This window comes from Parasphingomonas puruogangriensis, assembly GCF_036663635.1.
GTDB lineage: Bacteria > Pseudomonadota > Alphaproteobacteria > Sphingomonadales > Sphingomonadaceae > Sphingomonas.
Window position 1 is genome coordinate 127,653 of sequence record NZ_JAXOJI010000004.1, and the last position, 16,683, is coordinate 144,335.

12 protein-coding genes are annotated in these 16,683 nt (G+C 65.1%); 8 read left to right on the forward strand and 4 right to left on the reverse strand.

What is annotated here, in order from left to right:
• The first annotated feature begins 82 nt into the window (after positions 1–82).
• From U1739_RS11715 to U1739_RS11735, 5 genes are all read left to right on the forward strand, one after another.
• Positions 83–1,246 carry a dipeptidase gene (locus U1739_RS11715; protein WP_332708217.1) on the forward strand — a complete coding sequence of 388 codons (1,164 nt, stop codon included), beginning with the start codon at positions 83–85 and terminating at the stop codon, positions 1,244–1,246.
• 184 nt (positions 1,247–1,430) lie between these two features.
• Entirely contained in the window at positions 1,431–2,360 is a 930-nt protein-coding gene (locus U1739_RS11720; RefSeq protein ID WP_332708219.1) for a bifunctional riboflavin kinase/FAD synthetase, read from the forward strand.
• Between the two features lie 267 nt (positions 2,361–2,627).
• Positions 2,628–5,525, forward strand: a complete 2,898-nt coding sequence (gene ileS, locus U1739_RS11725; protein ID WP_332708221.1) for an isoleucine--tRNA ligase — start codon at positions 2,628–2,630, stop codon at positions 5,523–5,525.
• Complete coding sequence (gene lspA / locus U1739_RS11730) at positions 5,522–6,043, forward strand: signal peptidase II (RefSeq protein WP_332708223.1); 522 nt, start codon at positions 5,522–5,524, stop codon at positions 6,041–6,043. The genes ileS and lspA overlap by 4 nt, the downstream gene beginning before the upstream one ends.
• Positions 6,036–6,449 (forward strand): DUF3035 domain-containing protein, encoded by a 414-nt coding sequence (locus U1739_RS11735; protein WP_332708225.1) that lies wholly within the window; start codon positions 6,036–6,038, stop codon positions 6,447–6,449. Before lspA ends, U1739_RS11735 begins: the two co-directional genes overlap by 8 nt.
• A gap of 50 nt (positions 6,450–6,499) precedes the next feature.
• On the opposite strand, the gene metC is transcribed toward U1739_RS11735, so the two are convergent.
• The 3 genes from metC to U1739_RS11750 are packed head-to-tail and all read right to left on the reverse strand — an operon-like array spanning position 6,500 to position 10,104.
• The gene (gene metC / locus U1739_RS11740; RefSeq protein ID WP_332708227.1) at positions 6,500–7,696 is read right to left on the reverse strand and encodes a cystathionine beta-lyase; all 1,197 of its coding nucleotides are present in this window, start codon (positions 7,694–7,696) and stop codon (positions 6,500–6,502) included.
• Entirely contained in the window at positions 7,693–8,532 is an 840-nt protein-coding gene (gene sseA, locus U1739_RS11745) for a 3-mercaptopyruvate sulfurtransferase (protein WP_332708229.1), read from the reverse strand. The genes metC and sseA overlap by 4 nt, the downstream gene beginning before the upstream one ends.
• 30 nt (positions 8,533–8,562) lie before the next feature.
• Positions 8,563–10,104, reverse strand: a complete 1,542-nt coding sequence (locus tag U1739_RS11750; RefSeq protein ID WP_332708231.1) for a cryptochrome/photolyase family protein — start codon at positions 10,102–10,104, stop codon at positions 8,563–8,565.
• A 138-nt stretch (positions 10,105–10,242) separates the two neighbouring features.
• Between U1739_RS11750 and queF the strand changes: the two genes are divergently transcribed.
• The 3 genes from queF (at position 10,243) to U1739_RS11765 (ending at position 14,441) form a co-directional block, all read left to right on the forward strand.
• The gene (queF, locus tag U1739_RS11755) at positions 10,243–10,689 is read left to right on the forward strand and encodes a preQ(1) synthase (protein WP_332708233.1); all 447 of its coding nucleotides are present in this window, start codon (positions 10,243–10,245) and stop codon (positions 10,687–10,689) included.
• 153 nt (positions 10,690–10,842) lie between these two features.
• On the forward strand, positions 10,843–13,116 hold the full coding sequence (locus tag U1739_RS11760) for a glycosyltransferase family 4 protein (RefSeq protein WP_332708235.1): 2,274 nt from the start codon (positions 10,843–10,845) through the stop codon (positions 13,114–13,116).
• Positions 13,117–13,163: 47 nt separating this feature from the next.
• A complete protein-coding gene (locus U1739_RS11765) occupies positions 13,164–14,441 on the forward strand; it encodes a glycoside hydrolase family 130 protein (RefSeq protein WP_332708237.1) in 1,278 nt (425 codons plus the stop codon).
• A gap of 153 nt (positions 14,442–14,594) precedes the next feature.
• Here U1739_RS11765 and U1739_RS11770 read toward each other — a convergent pair whose 3' ends face one another.
• Entirely contained in the window at positions 14,595–16,535 is a 1,941-nt protein-coding gene (locus U1739_RS11770; RefSeq protein ID WP_332708239.1) for an OPT family oligopeptide transporter, read from the reverse strand.
• Between the last annotated feature and the right edge of the window lie 148 nt (positions 16,536–16,683).

Sequence of the window (16,683 nt, forward strand, 5' to 3'; positions counted from 1 at the left end):
CACGTTGCGCGCCGTTACCTCTGCCGTCACTGCTGGGTCCCGGCCTTCGCCGGGGTAAGCGTAAACGGGGCAGGGGACGCAGATGAAGAACTGGCTGTACGGCGCGCTCGCGCTGATCATCGTCGCTGCCCTCGCCTTCTTCGCCCTCGCGCCCGGCATCGCCGAGCGCTCGATGAACAAGGTCGCCCCCGTCGCGCTCAACATCACGCCGCGCGCCCGCGCGCTGCACACGACGCTGCAGGTCGCCGACATGCATGCCGATACGCTGCTGTGGAATCGCGACCTGCTTGCCCGCTCGACCCGCGGACAAGTCGATCTTCCACGGCTGCAGCAAGGCAATGTCGCGCTGCAAGTCTTCTCCTCGGTGACCAAGACGCCCAAGGGGCAAAATTACGACGCCAACAGCGCCAACAGCGACAACATCACGATGCTGGCGATTGCGCAGTTGCAGCCGGTACGCACCTGGAACTCGCTGCTGCAGCGCTCGCTGTGGCACGCGATTAAACTGAATCGCGCAGCGTCCGCGTCGAACGGTCAGTTCCGCGTGATCCGCACCGCCGCCGAGCTCGAAGCACTGCTTGCCGCGCGGGCCAATGGCCAGAAGATCGTCGGCGGCATGCTGTCGATCGAGGGGCTACAGGATCTGGAAGGCAAGCTCGCCAATCTCGATACGCTGTACGCCGCCGGCTTCCGCATGGCCGGCATGGCGCATTTCTTTGACAATGAGGTGGCCGGATCGATGCATGGCGAGGCCAAGGCTGGCCTCACCCCGCTCGGCCGGCAGGTCATCGCGCGGATGGAGCGGATCGGCATGATCGTCGATATCGCCCATGCCTCGCACGCTACCGTGGCGGAGATCCTGAGGGTCGCGACGCGCCCGGTGGTCGCCAGCCATGGCGGCGTGCAGGCGACTTGCGCGGTCAACCGCAACCTGACCGACGCCGAAATAAAGGGCGTCGCGGCGACCGGCGGGGTGGTCGGTATCGGCTATTGGGATGCGGCGATCTGCGGCACCGATCCGGCCAAGGTGGCGGCGGCGATCGCGCATGTCCGCGATGTGGCGGGGATCGATCATGTCGGGCTGGGATCGGACTTCGACGGCGCGGTGACCACCGGGTTCGACACCAGCCAGCTGGCCGTAGTGACGCAGGCGCTGCTCGATCGCGGCTTTTCGGACGCTGACATCGCCAAAGTGATGGGCGGCAATGTGTTGCGCGTGATCCGTACGGGGATCGTGCCCCGCTGATCCTCCCCGAGCTTCGCTCGGGGGGTGGCACGCGAAGCGTGACGGAGGGGTACGCCGCGCACGCAAGCTCGTGGCAAGAACCCCTCCACCACGCGCTGAAGGATCGCGCGGTCCCCCTCCCCGAGCGAGCGCGGGGAGGAATAAGGGTGTAGCGCCCGCTTTTTCCTCCCCCTATAGCCTCCCCATGCAGCGGCTGGACGGCAGCGCTACGGTCCCCGCCAGCCTTGCCGGCGGCATCGTCGCGCTCGGCAATTTCGACGGATTCCATCTCGGCCACCAGGCGGTGGTCGGCAGGGCGGTGGCCCGTGCCCGCGCCGAGGGACGGCCGGCATTGGTGGCCACGTTCGATCCGCACCCGGTGCGCTATTTCACCCCCGACGCGCGGCCGTTCCGCCTCACCACGCTCGACCAGCGCGCCGAATTGTTCGCCGCCGGCGGCGCCGATGCGATGGTCGTGTTCCGCTTCGATGCCGCGCTCGCCGGCCTGACCGCGCAGGAATTCGTCGAACAGCGGTTGATCGACTGTTTGGCCGTCGGCGGCGTGGTGACGGGCGAGGATTTCACCTTCGGCAAGGCCAAGGGCGGCAATGTCCGGGTGCTGGCCGAATTCGGCGCGGCGCGCGGCTTTTCGGTCGAGACGGTCGGCGCGGTGGCGCTGGATGGCGCGGCCGTGTCCTCCAGCCGCATCCGCGAAGCGCTGATCGCCGGCGACCCGCGCGAGGCGGCGCGGCTGCTCACCCGGCCGTTCGCGATCCGCGGCACCGTGCAACATGGCGGCAAGCTTGGCCGGACGATCGGCTATCCCACCGCCAATATCGATATGGGCAAGTATCTCAGGCCCGCTTACGGCATCTATGCGGTGCGCGGGCGGCTGCCGGACGGGCGCGTGCTGGACGGCGCGGCGAATCTCGGCATCCGCCCGACCTTCGATCCGCCGCTGGAATTGCTCGAGCCCTATTTCTTCGATTTTGCGGGCGACCTGTACGGGCAGGAGATCGAAATAGACTTGATCGCGTATCTGCGCCCCGAGGCTAAATTCGATACCCTGGAGGCGCTGATCGCCCAGATGGACGCGGATTGCGCGCGCGCCCGTGTGGTGCTCGCGGCAGCATAGAAGCGGTTTCACGCGAAGGCGCGAAGGCGCGCGAAGGCGCGAGAGGTATGTTCGCTCTTCGCGCCTTCGCGTGAACTACCTCTTATGGAAATAGAATGGTTCGCGCGGAGGCGCGGAGGCGCGGAGGACGCGGAGGAAGAAGGCGGGCGGCTGCCGCCGTCGTTTTCTCTCTGCGTCCTCCGCGTCTCCGCGTGAACCATCTTCTTGCCCATAAGCCCGCACGAACGCCGTTTGTGTCCGGCCCCGCCTCCCGCTAAAGCCCGGCCCATGACCGACACAGCGCCCGACTACCGCGATACCGTCTTCCTGCCGAAGACCGACTTTCCGATGAAGGCCGGCCTTGCCGCGAAAGAGCCGGCGATCCTGGAACGCTGGGCGAAGATCGGCCTCTACGATCGCCTGCGCGAGCAGCGCGCCGGGCGCGAGCGCTTCATCCTGCATGATGGCCCGCCCTACGCCAATGGCGACATCCATATGGGCCATGCGATGAACAAGGTGCTGAAGGACATCATCGTCCGCAGCCAGTCGCTGCTGGGCAAGGATGCGCCGTACGTGCCGGGTTGGGATTGCCACGGCCTGCCGATCGAGTGGAAGGTCGAGGAAGCGTATCGCGCCAAGAAGCTCAACAAGGACGAAGTGCCGGTCGCGCAGTTCCGCGCCGAATGCCGGGCCTATGCCGAGAAATGGGTCGCGGTACAGCGCGTGCAGTTCGAGCGGCTGGGCGTGATGGGCGACTGGGCCGATCCGTATCTGACGATGAAGTTCGAGGCCGAAGCGGCGATCGTCGGCGAATTGCTCAAATTCGCCGAGAGCGGCCAGCTCTATCGCGGCGCCAAGCCGGTGATGTGGTCGCCGGTCGAGAAGACTGCGCTCGCCGAGGCCGAAGTGGAATATGAGGACGTGGTGTCGACGCAGATCGACGTCGCGTTCGAGATCGTCGACGCGCCGAACGCGCCGGAACTGGTCGGCGCGCATGCGGTAATCTGGACGACCACGCCGTGGACGATCCCGGTCAACCAGGCGCTGAGCTATGGGCAGGAGATCGAGTATCTCCTCGTGCGCTTCGACGATATGGTCGCGGGACCGAAGACACTGCTCGTCGCACACGACCTGCTGGAGAGCTTTGGCGTCCGTATCGGCCATCCGGTGGTCATGAAAATCGGCGATGGTGTTGGCACGGTCACCGCGCTGAAATCGGTGCGCGGCGCGGACCTCGAAGGCGCCACCGCGCGCCATCCGATGCACGCGCTCGGCGGGTTCTTCGCGAAGCCGCGGCCGTTCCTGCCCGGTGATTTCGTCACCACCGATGCCGGCACCGGCCTCGTCCACATGTCGCCTGATCATGGCGAGGACGATTTCCTGCTATGCAAGCAATATGGCCTGGATCCGGTGTTCGCGGTCGATGGCGCCGGCATGTACCGGGCCGACTGGGCGTGGCTCGGAGGGCAGGGCAGCGTGATCAACAAGAAGTTCGTCAGCGCGGACGGGCCGATTTGCGCCGATCTGCGCGCGGCGGGTGCGTTGCTCGCGGCGAGCGACGATTTCGAGCATTCCTATCCGCATTCGTGGCGGAGCAAGGCGAAGGTGATCTTCCGCGCGACGCCGCAATGGTTCATCCCCATGGACCGTGAACAATTCCCCTCCCGCTTGCGGGAGGGGCTAGGGGAGGGCGTGTCCGCGGATGCCGCGCTCGCTTCGACAAGCCCTCCCCCAACCCCTCCCGCAAGCGGGAGGGGAGATAACGGCGCCACGCTCCGCGAAATCGCGCTCGACGCCATCGCCCGCACCCGCTGGGTCCCCGCCCGCGCAGAAAACCGCATCCGCGCCATGGTCGAGGGCCGCCCGGACTGGGTGATCTCTCGTCAGCGCGCCTGGGGCGTCCCCATCGCGCTGTACGTCAACCGCGCCACTGGCGACTATCTCAACGACCCGGCCGTCAACGCCCGCATCCTCGCCGCGTTCAAGGCTGGCGGCGCCGATGCCTGGTTCGCCGCCGATCACCAGGCCCTGCTAGGCGCGAACTACGATCTCGCCGACTATGAGGTGATCAACGACATCCTCGACGTATGGTTCGACAGCGGCAGCACGCACGCCTTCGTGATCGAGGCGCGCTATGGCGAAGGCACGCGCGCCAATCTGTATCTCGAAGGCTCGGATCAGCATCGCGGCTGGTTCCAGTCCTCGCTGCTCGAAAGCAGCGGCACGCGCGGCCGCGCGCCGTATGACGCCGTCCTCACGCATGGCTTCGCGCTCGACCAGACGGGCCGCAAAATGTCCAAGTCGCTCGGCAACGTCGTCGATCCCCTGAAAATCATCCAGGAATCGGGCGCCGATATCCTGCGCATGTGGGTCGCCTCGACCGACTATTTCGACGATGTGAAGATCGGCAAGGAAGTGCTGGGCACGGCCAGTGACGCCTATCGCAAACTGCGCAACACGTTCCGCTACCTGCTCGGCGCACTCGACGGCTTCACCGATACCGAGAAGGTCGCGGTGCGCGACATGCCCGAGCTGGAGCGCTACGTCCTCCACCGGCTCGGCATGATCGACGTCGAACTGAAAACCGCGGCCGACGGCTACGAGTTCAACAAATATCTGCGCCTGCTGACCGATTTTGCGCAGGACGATCTCTCGGCCTTCTTCTTCGATATCCGCAAGGATTCGCTCTATTGCGACGCGCCGACGGACATCAAGCGCCGCTCGTATCGCACCGTGCTCGACATCCTGTTCCACGCACTGGTGCGCTATGCTGCGCCGATCCTGTGCTTCACCGCCGAGGAAGTATGGCAGGCGCGCTTCCCGTCGGAGGAGGGTTCGGTCCATTATCTCGAATGGCCCGAGCTGCCCGCGCTGCCGGGCGACGATGTCGCCTCGACCGAGTGGCAAGACGTCCGCGGGCTCCGCGTCCAGGTAACCGAAGCGATCGAGCCGTTGCGCCGCGAAAAGCGCGTGCGCTCCAGCCTCGAAGCCGAGGTCACGGTGCCCTCGGCGTTGCTCCCGGTGGAAGCGCTCGCCGAACTGTTCATCGTGGCGAAAGTAACCGAGGGCGATGCCGTGACCGTGACCCCCACCGACTATCATAAATGTGGCCGCTGCTGGCGCCTGCTGCCCGAAGTGACGGTGGATGGCGATCTGTGCGATCGGTGCGATGAGGTCGTGGCATGAGCCGCTTCGCGCCCGCCGGGTTCGTCACCGCCGCGATCGTGTTCGTGATCGACCAGGCGATCAAGCTGTGGGTCACCGGCCCGCTCGGCATTGACCAGCTCGGCGCGTATCGTGAGATCGTGTCCTTCTTCGATCTGCGCTTCGTGCCCAATATCGGCGTGTCGCTGGGCCTGCTGCCCGCCGGCAGCCCGGCCATGCGCTGGGCGATCGTCGCGCTCACCGCAGCGATCGCCTGCGGCGTGGCGGTGTGGCTGACGCGGGAAACTAATCGCTACGACCGCATGGCGCTGGGCCTCGTGCTGGGCGGTGCGATCGGCAATATCTTGGATCGCATCCGGCTCGGTTACGTGGTCGATTTCGCCGATCTGCATTTCGGCGCGTGGCGGCCGTTTTTGGTATTCAATGTCGCCGATGCCGCGATTACGATAGGCGTGCTGATCTTGCTCGCCCGCGCGCTTCTGATACGAGACAAAAAGACGGACGCCGCACAGGCTCCAGTGGAGAATATGAATGCGTAAGTTGGTGTCGATCGCAGCCGCGACTGTCGTGGTGTTCAGCCTCTCCGCCTGTGGCAAGAGCGGTTATGACCGGGCACGGCCGGATGAATTCGCCGTCGCGCGCCAGGCGCCGTTGGTGATCCCGCCCGATTTTTCGCTCGTGCCGCCCAAGCCGGGCGCCGCGCCGACCTCGGCCGGCAACCCCAATGCCCAGGCGCTCGACGCGTTGTTTGGTGGCTCGGCGGCGCGCAGCGCTTCGGAAACCGCGACGCTGAGCGCGGCGGGCAGCGATGTCGCGGCCGATGGCATCCGCTCCGACGTCGGCGATCCCGATACGGCGATCGTCGACAAGGCCGGCACGACGCGCGACATCGTCGCCGCGCCCGAAGGCGATGGTCAGGACGCACGGGCAAGCACGCCCAAGTAACCTACCAGCCGCTTCCCGGCGAAACCCGGGGAAGCGGCTGAAGTAAGGGACTAGGCGGCCGTCGCCGCGAACCTCTCGAGCCCCGCCGCCAGATCGGCGATCAGATCGTCGGGATCTTCCAGGCCGATCTGCAACCGCACCATCGGCCCGGCATCGTCGCGCGTGGTGACGCTACGATAGCGTTGTGGGTCGATCGGCACGGCCAGGCTTTCGAACCCGCCCCAGCTATAGCCGATCCCGAACAGCTCGAGCCCATCGATCAGCGCAGTCCGCGCAGCATCGCTGCCGCCGTTGAGCACGAACGAGAACAGCCCCGACGATCCTTTGAAGTCGCGTACGAAAGTGTCATGCCCCGGGCAACCAGGCAGCGCCGGATGAAATACCGTCGCCACCTGCGGCTGCTGGGCGAGCCAGCGCGCGATGGTCAATGCGCTCGCTTCATGCTGCTTGAGCCGCACCGCCATCGTGCGCAGTCCACGCGAGCCGAGATAGCAATCGTCCGGGCTGGCGACCTGGCCAAGCTGGAAGCTGGTGTCACGCAAGCGCGCGAAGAAACCTGGTCCGGCGGTGACCGAGCCGAGCATCGCGTCCGAATGGCCGACGACATATTTGGTGCACGCCAAAATCGTCAGATCGACACCCAGGCCGATCGCCGGGAATAAGAGCGGCGTCGCCCAGGTATTGTCGAGCAGGGTGGTCACACCACGCGCCTTGGCCGCGGCGACGATCGCCGGCACGTCCTGCACTTCGAAGGTCAGGCTGCCCGGGCTCTCCATCAGGATGGCGCGCGTCCGCTCGCCGATCAGTTCGGCGATGCCGGCACCCACCATCGGATCGTAGAACCGCGCGGTGATGCCGAGCCGCTTGAGCAGCCCGGTGGCGAGCGCACGCGTCGGATCGTACGACGTGTCGGGCAGCAGCAATTCGTCTCCCGCCGACAGTACCGCCAGAAACGCCGCCGCGATCGCCGCCACGCCCGAGCAATACAGGAACGTGCCTTCGGCGCCCGGCTCCAGCTCGTTCAGCGCATCAGCCAGCGACCATTGCGTCGGCAGTCCGCGCCGCCCGTAGAAGAATTTGTGATGCGTGTCAGAAACGCGCTCGCGCATCTCGGCGACCGAATCGTACAGGATGGTCGAGCCGCGCCACACCGGCGGGTTGACCACCCCGCCGGTCCATTCCTTGCGCCGCCCGGCCAGCACGACGCGCGTTGCGTCGGCCACCGAGCGATCAATTGGTCCGCTCATGCCGTTCCCGTCGCCTTGGGCGTGTCGCTGGCCGCGCCCCATTCGGACCAGCTGCCGTCATACACTGCAGCATTGTTGCCCAGCAGATGCGCGCCGAACGCCAGCACCGAAGCAGTGATGCCCGATCCGCAGGTGGTGACCAAAGGCTTGGCCAGGTCGATCCCGGCCCCCTCGAACGCGGCCTTCAGCGCGTCGCCGGTCTTGTAGGTGCCGTCCGCGTTGAACAGTTCGCCGACCGGCAGATTCTTCGATCCCGGGATATGCCCGGCATGCGTCGCCGGCCGCGGATCCGGCTCCTCGCCGGTGAAGCGCGCGGCGGAGCGCGCATCCAGCACCTGCTCGGCCTGACTGTCGATATTGGCCTTCAGCTGGTCCTTGGTGCGCACGCCCTTGTCGTCGGCCCAGACGGTGAAGTGGCGATGCCGCACCTGTTCCTTGCCGCTGGCGATCTCGCGCCCTTCGGCCTGCCACTTGGCCAGCCCGCCATCCAGGATAGCCACGTCGTGCGCGCCGAACGTGCGCAGCATGAACCAGGCGCGGGCGGCGGTGTGATAGGGCGAATTGTCGTACAGCACGATGCGGCTGCCATCGCCGAGACCGAGCGACTGCATGCGGCTGGCGAACTTTTCGGGCGCCGGGAGCATCGACGGCAGCGGGTTGGACGTGTCGGCGATTTCGCCCAGATCCATGAACACGGCGCCGGGAATATGTGCCTTTTCATACTCGGCTGCGGGGTCGCGATCGCCGAACCCGGCGAAGAAGGTCGCGTCGACGATCCTGAGATCGTTCGCGCCAAGCTCGCCTGCGAGCCATTCCGTCGTCACCAACGCGTCCATATACCGTCTCCCATTGTCGTTGCCGCAACTCTAGCCATAGCCGGGCGCGGCGTCGAGTGAAGCAAGGGTATCGGCCGCCGCAGCGCGGATATCGGCTTGCGTGTCGGCGTCCATCTTGGCCCAGGTGCGATACGGCATGGCCAGCCGCGGATTGCGCCCGAGCTTGTCCTCGTTGCGCACCAGGAAATCCCAATACAGTGCATTGAACGGGCAGGCGTTCGGCCCGGTGCGCTGCTTCACGTCGTAGCGGCAGTGCCGGCAATAATCCGACATGCGGTTGATGTACGCGCCCGATGACGCATAGGGCTTGGAACCCAGCAGCCCGCCATCGGCGAACTGGCTCATGCCCAGCGTATTGGGCAGTTCGACCCATTCATAGGCGTCGAGATAGACTTCGAGATACCATTGGTGGACCTGTTTGGGGTCGGCACCGATCAGCAGCGCATAATTGCCCGTCACCATCAGCCGCTGGATATGATGCGCGTGCGCGGTCTCCAGTGTCTGGCCGATGGCTTCCTTCAGGCAATGCATGTCGGTATCGCCGGTCCAGTAGAAAGCGGGCAGCGGGCGATGCGCCTCAAGGAAGTTGCGCTCGACATAATCCGGGCCCTGCGACCAATAGATGCCGCGCATATATTCGCGCCAGCCGATGATCTGGCGAATAAACCCCTCGACCGAATTGAGCGGTGCGCGCACCGCGCGATATTCCGCCTCCGCCGCCTGGCACAAGGCCAACGGGTCGAGCAGCCCTGAATTGATGTAGGGCGACAGGATCGAATGCCACAGGAAGCGCTCACCAGTCAGCATCGCATCCTGATAATCGCCGAAACAGGGCAAGGCATGTTGCAGGAAATAGGCCTGTTGGCGCAGCGCATCGGCGCGTGTGACGGCATAGTCGAACCGGTCGAGCGTGCCCGGATTGTCCGGGAAGCGTTCGGCGATCAGTGACAGGACCTCGGCGGTGATGCCGTCCGGCGCGAACGCCAGTGGGCGCGGCATGAGCAGGCTGGCCTGCGCCGGTTTGCGGTTCTCAGAATCGTAATTCCACTCACCGCCAGTCGGCTTGCCGTCGTCGAGCAGCAATCCCGTCTTCCGGCGCATGTCGCGGTAGAAATATTCCATGCGCAGCTGCTTGCGGTTCTCGATCCATGTGGCGAACTCGGCATGGCTGGCGATGAAGCGATCGTCGGCGCGAATGTCCACCGCGATCCCGAAGATGGTCTCCCACGCCTCGAGCATTGCGGCGACGCGCCATTCCCCGGCTTCGGTGACGACGATCCGCTCCGGCGCATGGAGGGCGACGGCGCGGGCGAGCTCGCCGGTGAAGCTGCCGCTATTATCGGGGTCGTCGAGCATGACGTAATCGACCGTCCAGCCCTCTGCCCGAAGTGCCGCGGCATGGTGGCGCATGGCCGCGAAAATATAGGCGAGCTTTTTCTTGTGATGGCGGACGTAGGTGGTCTCGTCGGCGACCTCCATCATGAGCAGCCGGGCACTGGCCTTGTCGGCGTCGCGCAATGAGGAAAGGTCCAGGCTGAGCTGGTCGCCGAGGATGGGGATCAGAAAGGTCACTTACCCTCTACCACCATCACCCCGGACTTGTTCCGGGGTCCCCTGCGCCGCATTCGATTAGCCATCCGCTTTGCGGCACGGTGGACCTCAGAACAAGTCCGGGGTGACGGTGGGGGGTGGGATCCCTATATCCCGCCCATGACCCCAACCCATCTCGGCAAGACCAGCGCGCTCCCCGCTTCCCCTGAAGACGCGATCCTCGATTACGTGCCCAATCCGCGTACCGGCCGGCCCTATCTGGTGCGCTTCACCGCGCCTGAATTCACCTCGCTCTGCCCGGTTACCGCGCAGCCCGATTTTGCGCATCTGGTGATCGATTACGCGCCGGCTGGGACGATCGTCGAGTCGAAGTCGCTCAAATTGTTCCTCGGCAGCTTCCGTAACCATCAGGCGTTCCACGAGGATTGCACTGTCGGCATTGGTGAACGGCTGTTCGCCGAGATGCAGCCTGTGTGGCTGCGTATCGGCGGCTATTGGTATCCGCGCGGCGGCATTCCGATCGACGTATTCTGGCAGTCGGGGGTGCCGCCCGAAGGGCTGTGGCTGCCGTCGCAGGACGTGCCTGGCTACCGCGGTCGCGGCTGACGAATCCGTTCGTCGCAGGAATTCGTTCATCTGGCGTCAATGTTGGCGGCGCCCCTGTTGCACTGCAACAACGCTGCAACCATATTGACTTCAAGCCGTTTCAGGGAGGCAGGTCCGGAGCTCCCAGCTCCACCCACACTAAAGGTTGGATATATGGCGCACGTGGCAGAAGTTGCTTCGACTATTGATCACGTTGCGTTGATCGGCAACTTCCTGCCCCGTAAATGCGGCCTGGCCACCTATACCACCGACACCTTCACGGCGCTGCGCGGTCGCTTCCCGGACCTTAAGGTCGACGTCTATGCGATGGACGACCATCCCGGGATGTACGATTATCCGTCCGAAGTGACGATGAGCATCCCGGACCAGTATCGCACCGCCTATATCGCCGCAGCGCGCGCGATCGAGACGAGCGGCGCCAAGGCCATCTGGCTGCAGCACGAATATGGCATTTTCGGCGGCTCGGCCGGTGATTACATCCTGACGCTGCTCGATCGCGTGTCGATCCCGGTCATCGTCACGCTGCATACGATCCTCGAAAAGCCCAGCGCCGACGAGCGCCGGGTGATGGAAGGCTTGCTGCGCCGCGCGTCGCGCATCGTGGTGATGGCCGAGCGCGGTCGCGAGATCCTCGAGCGCGTCTATGGTGCCAGTGGCCGCTCGATCGTGATGATCCCGCATGGCGTGCCGGATCGCGATTTCGTTGCGCCCGATACGTTGAAGGCGCGGTTCGGCTGGGAAGGGCGCAAGGTCGTGCTGACCTTCGGCCTGCTCGCGCCGAACAAGGGCATCGAGACGCTGATCGGCGCGCTGCCGGCGATCGCCGCAGCCAATCCGGATGTGCTGTATGCCGTGCTCGGCGCCACCCACCCGAATCTTGTCGCGCATGAAGGCGAGAAGTATCGCGACCGGCTCAAGACGCTCGCCGCCGATCTGGGTGTGGCCGAGCATATCCAGTTCATCGATGCGTTCCTCGAACATGACGAGCTGATCGATTATTTGCAGGCGGCGGACGTCTATGCGACGCCGTATTCCAACCCGGCGCAAATCACCTCCGGCACGCTGTCCTACGCGGTCGGCGTGGGCAAGGCCGTGGTTTCCACGCCCTATGTCCATGCCACGGAGATCCTGGCCGATGGGCACGGCGTGCTGGTCGATTTCGGCGACAGCGCGGCGTTTGCGCGCGAGATCAACCTGCTGCTCGGCAGCGAGCGTAACCGCACGCGCCTGTCGCAGCGCGCTTATGCGCGTGGCCGCACGATGATCTGGCCGGTGCTGGCCGAGCGCGCCATGGGCGAGATCGCCGCGATGATCGCCGCCAAGCCGCATCGCCTGTCCAAGAACAGCATCGCGCCGGTCGCGCTGAAGCCCGATTTCGCGGCGGTCGAGCGGATGAGCGATTCCACCGGTATGTTGCAGCATTCGATCTATTCGGTGCCCGATCGCCGCCACGGTTACTGCATCGATGACAATGTCCGCGCGCTGATGCTGCTTACGCGTATGGACGAAATTGATGAAGTTACGCGCGACAAATGGATGACGATCTACGAATCGTTCATCCAATACGCCTGGAACCCGGACGTACGCCGCTTCCGCAACTTCATGAATTTCGATCGCACGTGGTGCGAGGAGTTCGGCTCGGAGGATTCCAACGGCCGCACCTTGTGGGCCTTGGGCGTCACCGCGCGCGACGCCAACCAAGCCAAGCATCGCGATTGGGCGATGGCCATGTTCGACATGACCGCATCGCTGGCGCTCGAGCTCGGCTCGCCACGTGCGCAGGGCTTCGCCATGCTCGGCGCGGCGGCAGTGCTCGATGCGCATCCCGGCCATGCCATGGCCAAGCAGATCCTGGTCCGCTTCTCGGACGAATTGCTGGCCTTGCTCGCCGTGTCACGCCGTCCCGAATGGGAATGGTTCGAGATCGTGCTGGCCTATGACAATGCCCGCTTGCCTGAGGCGATGATCCGCGCCGGCCAAGCGCTCAAGCGCGATGACCTGATGAAGTCCGGCATCGATACGCTCGATTGGATCATCGGTCGCCAGACCTCTCCCGAAGGCCGGTTCCGTGCCGTCGGCACGGAAAGCTTTGGTCGTCCGTATGAAGAGCCGCTGCCGTTCGACCAGCAACCGCTGGAGGCGCAGGCCACTGTCGATGCCTGTGTTACGGCATTCGAAGCGACCGGCGACAAACGCTGGGTGGAAGAGGCGCAGCGCGCCTATCATTGGTATCTTGGGCAGAACGATCTCGATCTGCCGCTGGCGACTAGTGCGGATGGCGGCTGTTTCGACGGGCTGATGCCCAACGGTTTGAACCGAAACCAGGGCGCCGAGTCGATTCTGGCGCTGCAATTGGCCTCGTGCGCGATTTCTGCACTATCAAAACGCGCGCAAATAGTGGCAGGACCGTCGAGCGCCGTCGCGTAGCCTCGCTCGCGACGCGCATTTGGTGCGGGTCGACGACGAGGCATTTGGTGACAGAACTGTTCCATCACGCATTGCGGCTGCATGCCGATCCATCGCGGGTCGTGGTGCGCCCGTTCCATCTCGCCTGGTCGGGCAATGGCGGCAGCCGCACCGAGCGCCTGGTGCGCGAAGTGCTGGCCATGGATACGCAGCAGACGCGCGCCGAGCTGGAGGTCGTGCTGAAGGATTTCGAGGCGCGCCATTGGCAGACGCGCCGTGTGTTCATGACGCGCTATGACGAGATCGAGGCCATGATGGGCCTCGACGGCACCGAGATCGGTGACGAAAAGCGGCAGTTGATCGGCGCCTATTTCTGCCACGAATATAGTTATGCCGCGGCCGCACTGATGAACCCCAGCGCCACGCCCCATTTCGATCAATCCGGCATGCCCAAGGGCAGCTTGCGTATCCTGATGTCGTTGCGCTCGGTGGGCGAGGGGCATATCTCCTCGGTCGCCTTCCGCGAAGGCATCATCACCGACCAGAACCAGCTCAAGCTGGCGCCGGAGCCGCCCTTCGCCACCGCCACCGACGCGGTCGGCGCGGAGGAAACCGAGCTGCCGGTGGGACCGATCACGGTCTATCGCCACCGCGATTCGACGCTGTCGGGCACGGTGATCTTCCCGATCACCGCGGCGCAATCCAAGGGGCTCGAGGATCTCCGCCTTGTCCAGTTTACGCATGACGATGGCAGCGTCGAATGGCTCGGCACCTACACCGCCTATAACGGGTCGGTGATCCAGTCCGAACTGATGCGCACGCGCGATTTCCGCGCGTTCGATCTGGTGCCGATGTCGGGGCCGGCCAGCCGCAACAAGGGCATGGCGCTGTTTCCGCGGAAAATTGGCGGCAAATATCTGATGATCGGGCGGCAGGACGGGGAAAATCTGTTCCTGCTGCAATCGGACACGCTGACGCACTGGGAGGAGGGCACCCGCTTGCTCGAACCCAAATATCCGTGGGAGCTGGTGCAGATCGGCAATTGCGGCCCGCCGATCGAGATCGACGAGGGCTGGCTGCTGCTGACCCACGGCGTCGGCGCGATGCGCAAATATTCGATCGGCGCGGTGCTGCTCGACAAGGAGGATCCGTCGAAGGTGCTGGGGCGCACGGTGCACCCGATCCTGGCAGCGGCAGACCAGGACCGCGAGGGCTATGTGCCCAACGTGGTCTATACGTGCGGTGCGATCCGCCACGGCGACACATTGTTCGTGCCGTACGGCGTGGCGGATAGCTCGGTGGCGTTCGCCTTCATCCCGATCCCGGCTTTGCTCGCGGATATGTGAGCCGGCGCTACGGCACGCGCGACTTACTACCGTCATCCTGAACTTGTTTCAGGATCCATGCGCGGTCATCCGCCTCAATGACGGTGTCCGTATGGCCGCTGCCCGCGCCTGGATCCTGAAACAAGTTCAGGATGACAGGTGTAGGGGCGGTGGTTATCGCGCCAGCGCGGTCGTGCGCCGATACAGCCACACGATCAACGCCACGAACACGATCGGCGCGGCAATCTCCGCCCAGCCGGCGAAACTCTCGCCCACGCCGCTCGGCACCCGCCCGCCGCGGGCCGCGATGACGCCGGCAAAGCCGACCCCGAACAGGCTCTCGCCGACGATCAGCCCGGTCGCCGCGAGCACGCCCATGCGCTGGGCGAATTCGGGGTTGGCGGCGCGGGCCGCGCGGCGCTCGTACCAATGGCCGATCAGCGCGCCGATCGGGATCAGCAAGGTCAGCGACATCGGCAGATAGATGCCCATGCCGACGGCGAGCGGCGGCAGGCGCAGCTTGCCGGTGCGGCCGAGCATCTCGTCGATAAAGATCACCACGGCGCCGATCAGCGCCCCGGTGCCGATCAGGTTCCAGTTGAGATCGCCGCCCAGGACGCCCTTGGCCAGGCTGGAGATCAACGCCGCCTGGGGAGCGGACAACGCGTCCGGCCCGGCGCCGGGCATGCCGACGAACCCGAACGAATCCTTCAGCAGATTGAGCACCAGCGGGATGACCAATGATCCGAACAGCACCCCGATGATCAACGCGACTTGCTGCTTCCACGGCGTCGCGCCGACCAATTGCCCGGTCTTGAGATCCTGCAGATTGTCGTTGGAAATGGTCGCGATCGAGAACACGATCGCGGTGGTGAACAGCGCATAGGCGATCAGCGCATTGGTCCGCGCCGGGTCAGCGCTATGGCCGAACACCGCGACCAGCAGCAGCGAGGCCGCCAGCACGGCGAGAATGCCGACGCCCGACACTGGCGAGTTGGATGCCCCGATTAGGCCGGCCATGTAGCCGCACACGGCGGCGATCAGCACGCCGATCACCAGAACGTACAGCAAGGTGCCGCCGATCACGGCAAACGGGAATTCGTGCACCGGTCCGCCGGCCGAAAAGCTGTAGAGCAACCAGGCGATCGGCGGCAGCGTGAGCAGGATGGCGCCGCCGACGATGCCGATCGGCAGATCGCGCTCGGTCAGTTCCAGCACCGAGCCGCCGGCGCGCGCGCGCGAGGCCGCCATGGCGGAGCGGATGCCACCGACGATCGGCCCGAGGATGCGCACCAGCGACCACAAGGCGGCAATGCCGATCGTGCCCGCGCCGATGAAACGCACGTCGCTGCGGAATACCGTGCTGACGATGGTATCAACATCGCCGGGCAGCCCGGCCGTCATATACGGCATCAGCCCGGCCCAGGCGATCAGCATGCCGACGAACATGGCCGCGCCGACCGAGATGCCGACGAGGTGTCCGACGCCGATCAACGCCATCGAGAAGCTGGCGGAAACACCGCTCGCGCTCGCGCCGATCTTGAAATTCTTCGCCGCTTCCGCAGCCACGAGCTTGGCCGCCGCGAGCAAGGCGAAGCCGGCCGAGGCCAACGAGCCTAACACGATGACGCGCAGCCCGCGCGCATTCTCGGTATCGCCCTCGGCGCCTTGGGTGCCGACCTTCAGCACTTCCGCCGCCGCCACGCCTTCGGGATAAGGCAGGTCCGATCCGGTCACCAGCGCTCGCCTGAGCGGCACGGAGAACATCACGCCGAGGATGCCGCCAAGCGCGCAGACGAAGGCCGTGGTCCAGAACGGAAAGCCCTGCCACCAGCCGACCAGGATCAACCCCGGCAGCACGAAGATGATCGCCGCCAGCGTGCCCGCGGCGCTGGCGATGGTCTGGACGATATTGTTCTCGAGGATATTCGCGCCCTTGAAGAAGCGCAGGATCGCCATCGAGATCACTGCGGCCGGGATCGAGGTGGCGAAGGTCAGCCCGATCTTGAGCCCGAGATAGACGTTGGCGGCGGTGAACAAGATCGTGATCAGGGCGCCGAGGATGACGCCGCGCAGCGTGAGCTCGGCAAGCGGGCGAGTCGGGGCGGTGGCCATAGGTCGGTCTCCGGTTCGCTTCACACTTTTCACGGTAATCCGGAAATCTTCGTGCGGCGGAAGGTAATTAAATTACGGGCTTGGTTATAGCGTTTTGTTGGCAGCAGGCGGGATGGTCAAGTCTGCCATTGTCATGGGCTTGTAGGAC